The following is a 4,074-nucleotide window of genomic DNA, read 5'->3' on the forward strand; positions in this document are numbered from 1 at the left end:
AAATAGGGGAACCTGTAAAGGAAGGGGCATCGGCTGCCGCCGGTGCTTTTTTGTTTTTTGTTTGGAAGGGAAATGGCTGGAAAAAGACCTGCGCTATATCGGGGAATGAATCGACGCAAAGGAAATGCCGTCTGAACATGCGTTCGGGCGGCGTTTTTATAACAAAAACACTTCATGGCGGTTGGTTTTATGCCTGTCTAAGTTTTTGTGTCGTGCATACCTGAAGATTTCAGACGGCATCGGTTTATGCTGTCTGAAAAGTGTATTCCGTTTCAGTTTGTAAGCTATGGCAGTCTGTTTGTCTTGTGTTTTGCGTAATTGCCCTTATTTTAAGCCGTGATTTTATTTTGAATTAGATGAAAAAATGAGTAATCAAGATTTTTATGCGACGCTGGGTGTGGCAAGAACAGCTACCGATGATGAGATTAAAAAAGCCTACCGGAAATTGGCGATGAAATATCATCCCGACCGCAATCCTGACAATAAAGAGGCGGAAGAGAAGTTTAAAGAAGTACAAAAGGCGTATGAAACTTTGTCCGACAAGGACAAGCGCGCTATGTACGACCAGTATGGTCATGCGGCGTTTGAAGGCAGCGGACAGGGGGGCTTCGGAGGGTTTGGCGGATTTGGCGGTGCGCAGGGTTTTGACTTTGGGGATATTTTCAGCCAAATGTTTGGAGGCGGTTCGGGGCGCGCCCAGCCTGATTATCAGGGTGAGGACGTTCAAGTCGGTATCGAAATCACGCTTGAAGAAGCCGCAAAAGGTGTGAAGAAACGCATCAATATTCCGACTTATGAAGCGTGTGATGTCTGTAACGGCAGCGGCGCGAAACCGGGGACATCCCCGGAAACCTGCCCGACTTGCAAAGGTTCGGGTACGGTGCACATCCAGCAGGCGATTTTCCGTATGCAGCAGACTTGTCCGACCTGCCACGGTGCGGGCAAACACATTAAAGAACCTTGCGTCAAATGCCGTGGCGCGGGGCGGAATAAGGCGGTCAAGACGGTGGAAGTCAATATTCCCGCCGGTATCGATGACGGGCAGCGTATCCGTTTGAGCGGCGAAGGCGGACCGGGTATGCACGGTGCGCCTGCCGGCGACCTGTATGTAACCGTCCGCATTCGGGCGCATAAGATTTTCCAACGCGACGGTCTGGACTTGCATTGCGAACTGCCGATCAGTTTTGCCACGGCTGCTTTGGGCGGGGAGTTGGAAGTGCCGACCTTGGACGGAAAGGTCAAGCTCACCGTCCCCAAAGAAACCCAAACCGGCAGGAGGATGCGCGTGAAGGGTAAGGGTGTCAAATCTTTACGCAGCAGCGCGACCGGCGATTTGTACTGCCATATTGTTGTCGAAACGCCTGTCAATTTGACCGACCGTCAAAAAGAGCTTTTGGAAGAATTTGAGCGGATTTCTACCGGCTTGGAAAACCAAACACCGCGCAAGAAATCGTTTTTAGACAAGCTGCGCGATTTGTTTGATTGATTTTAAGTTTTGGAAACAAGCAGCCGTATCGGGGAATCTCCCTGATACGGCTGTTTTGTTTGTTTAAAAATAGTTTTTATTTTCAATGGGGTATGGGGCAGGGTGGGATAACTGTTTTTAACTGTTCTTTTTAAAACTTGACATCATGGCGCGATGCCAACAATATGTGAACGTCTGTTGTCAAAGGAAGAATAATGAATAAATCTTTATCCGGGTCGGTAGAAGAATACCGCGAACTGACGCTCCGAGGCATGATACTCGGTGCATTGATCACTGTAATTTTTACTGCGTCCAACGTTTACCTCGGTTTGAAAGTCGGGCTGACCTTTGCCTCGTCGATTCCGGCGGCGGTAATTTCGATGGCGGTTTTAAAGTTTTTCAAAGGCAGCAATATTTTGGAAAACAACATGGTGCAGACCCAAGCCTCGGCTGCGGGTACGCTTTCGACCATCATCTTCGTCCTGCCCGGTTTGCTGATGGCGGGCTACTGGAGCGGTTTCCCGTTCTGGCAGACGACGCTTTTATGTATTGCCGGCGGGATTTTGGGGGTGATTTTTACCATTCCGCTGCGTTACGCGATGGTGGTAAAAAGTGAGCTGCCTTACCCGGAAGGTGTGGCGGCTGCTGAAATTTTGAAAGTGGGCGGTCATGAAGAAGGGGATAACCGTCAGGGAGGCAGCGGCATCAAAGAGCTGGCGGCCGGCGGTGCGTTGGCGGGATTGATGAGCTTTTGCGCCGGAGGTCTGCGCGTGATTGCCGACAGCGCGAGTTATTGGTTTAAAAGCGGTACGGCGATTTTCCAACTGCCGATGGGCTTTTCACTGGCATTGTTGGGCGCGGGCTATTTGGTCGGACTGACGGGCGGTATCGCCATCCTGTTGGGCATTTCGATTGCTTGGGGCATTGCCGTGCCGTATTTCTCCTCACACATTCCGCAACCTTCCGATATGGAAATGGCGGCGTTTGCGATGAAGCTGTGGAAGGAGAAAGTGCGTTTTATCGGTGCGGGGACTATTGGCATTGCGGCGGTTTGGACGCTGTTGATGCTGCTCAAGCCGATGGTGGAAGGCATGAAGATGTCGTTCAAGAGTTTTGGCGGCGGTGCGCCCGCTGCGGAACGCGCCGAACAGGATTTGTCGCCTAAAGCCATGATTTTTTGGGTGCTGGCGATGATGTTTGTTTTAGGCGTGTCGTTTTACCACTTTATCGGCGATTCGCACATTACGGGCGGCATGGCTTGGCTTTTGGTGGTCGTTTGCACGCTTTTGGCTTCCGTCATCGGCTTTTTGGTCGCCGCCGCCTGCGGTTATATGGCAGGTTTGGTCGGCTCGTCTTCCAGCCCGATTTCCGGCGTGGGCATCGTGTCCGTCGTCGTTATTTCACTGGTTTTGCTGCTGGTAGGCGAATCCGGAGGTTTGTTGGCGGATGAGGCTAACCGCAAATTTTTGCTGGCACTGACTTTGTTTTGCGGCTCGGCAGTAATCTGCGTGGCTTCGATTTCCAATGACAACCTGCAAGACTTGAAAACCGGCTACCTGCTCAAAGCCACGCCTTGGCGGCAGCAAGTCGCCCTGATTATCGGCTGTATCGTTGGTGCGCTGGTTATTTCGCCCGTGTTGGAACTGCTTTACGAAGCCTACGGCTTTACTGGCGCAATGCCGCGCGAAGGCATGGATGCGGCGCAGGCTTTGGCAGCTCCTCAAGCGACTTTGATGACGACCATCGCGTCGGGCATTTTCGCCCACAACCTCGAATGGGTCTACATCTTTACCGGCATCGCGATTGGAGCGGTATTAATCGTCGTCGATTTGGTGTTGAAAAAATCATCAGGCGGCAAACTTGCCCTGCCCGTCCTTGCGGTCGGTATGGGTATTTATCTGCCGCCGTCCGTCAATATGCCCATCGTGGCAGGCGCGGTGTTGGCGGCGGTGTTGAAACACATCATCGGTAAAAAAGCGGAAAACCGCGAAGGCCGTCTGAAAAACGCCGAGCGCATCGGAACCTTGTTCTCCGCCGGCCTGATTGTCGGTGAAAGCCTGATCGGTGTGATTATGGCGTTTATTATTGCCTTCTCCGTGACCAACGGCGGCTCGGATGCGCCGCTCGCGTTGAATCTGCAAAACTGGGATGCCGCCGCTTCTTGGTTGGGTTTGGCGTTCTTCGTTACCGGGATGTTTTTCTTTGCACAGCGCGTACTGAAGGCGGGTAGGTAGCCTGTCGGAAAAAATGCCGTCTGAAACGTTCAGACGGCATTTTTTATCGGGAAAGCGTAAGGCGGAGCTTTTCGGCTTGCGCCCACGCTTTACCGGCAAGATCTTTGGGCGACAGCAGCGGCGCGGTTTGAAGCGGCCAGCCTATGCCGACTGTCGGGTCGTTCCATATTAAAACCTGTTCGGCTTCAGGCTTGTAATAGTCCGTGCATTTGTACACGACTTCCGCTGCGTCGCCCAAAACGCAAAACCCGTGCGCGAAGCCTTCGGGTATCCAAAGCTGGCATTGGTTTTGCGCGGACAGGGTTGCGCCCGCCCATTTGCCGAAAGTCGGCGAACCTTCGCGCATATCGACGGCCACGTCGAATACTTCGCCGA

The 4,074-nt window shown here is 52.6% G+C and carries 3 protein-coding genes and 1 pseudogene; 3 read left to right on the plus strand and 1 reads right to left on the minus strand.

From position 1 onward, the window contains the following. The 3 genes and pseudogenes from HMPREF2959_RS12730 to HMPREF2959_RS02575 form a co-directional block, all read left to right on the plus strand. A pseudogene (locus tag HMPREF2959_RS12730) lies at window positions 1-224 on the plus strand (hypothetical protein); the annotation flags it as partial. A 140-nt stretch (window positions 225-364) separates the two neighbouring features. Then, entirely contained in the window at window positions 365-1,486 is a 1,122-nt protein-coding gene (gene dnaJ, locus HMPREF2959_RS02570; protein ID WP_070696351.1) for a molecular chaperone DnaJ, read from the plus strand. A gap of 194 nt (window positions 1,487-1,680) precedes the next feature. Next, window positions 1,681-3,699 (plus strand): OPT family oligopeptide transporter, encoded by a 2,019-nt coding sequence (locus tag HMPREF2959_RS02575; protein WP_002243917.1) that lies wholly within the window; start codon window positions 1,681-1,683, stop codon window positions 3,697-3,699. A gap of 43 nt (window positions 3,700-3,742) precedes the next feature. On the opposite strand, the gene rfbC is transcribed toward HMPREF2959_RS02575, so the two are convergent. Next, the coding region (gene rfbC, locus HMPREF2959_RS02580; RefSeq protein WP_070696354.1) for a dTDP-4-dehydrorhamnose 3,5-epimerase at window positions 3,743-4,074 on the minus strand (332 nt) is incomplete at its 5' end.

The sequence above is a fragment of the Neisseria sp. HMSC070F02 genome (assembly GCF_001814225.1).
Classification (GTDB): Bacteria; Pseudomonadota; Gammaproteobacteria; order Burkholderiales; family Neisseriaceae; genus Neisseria; species Neisseria meningitidis.

Bases quoted from the DNA above. Each gene is read 5' to 3' on its own strand.
- dnaJ (WP_070696351.1), top strand. From the start codon at position 365: ATGAGTAATCAAGATTTTTATGCGACGCTGGGTGTGGCAAGAACAGCT.
- HMPREF2959_RS02575 (WP_002243917.1), top strand. From the start codon at position 1,681: ATGAATAAATCTTTATCCGGGTCGGTAGAAGAATACCGCGAACTGACG.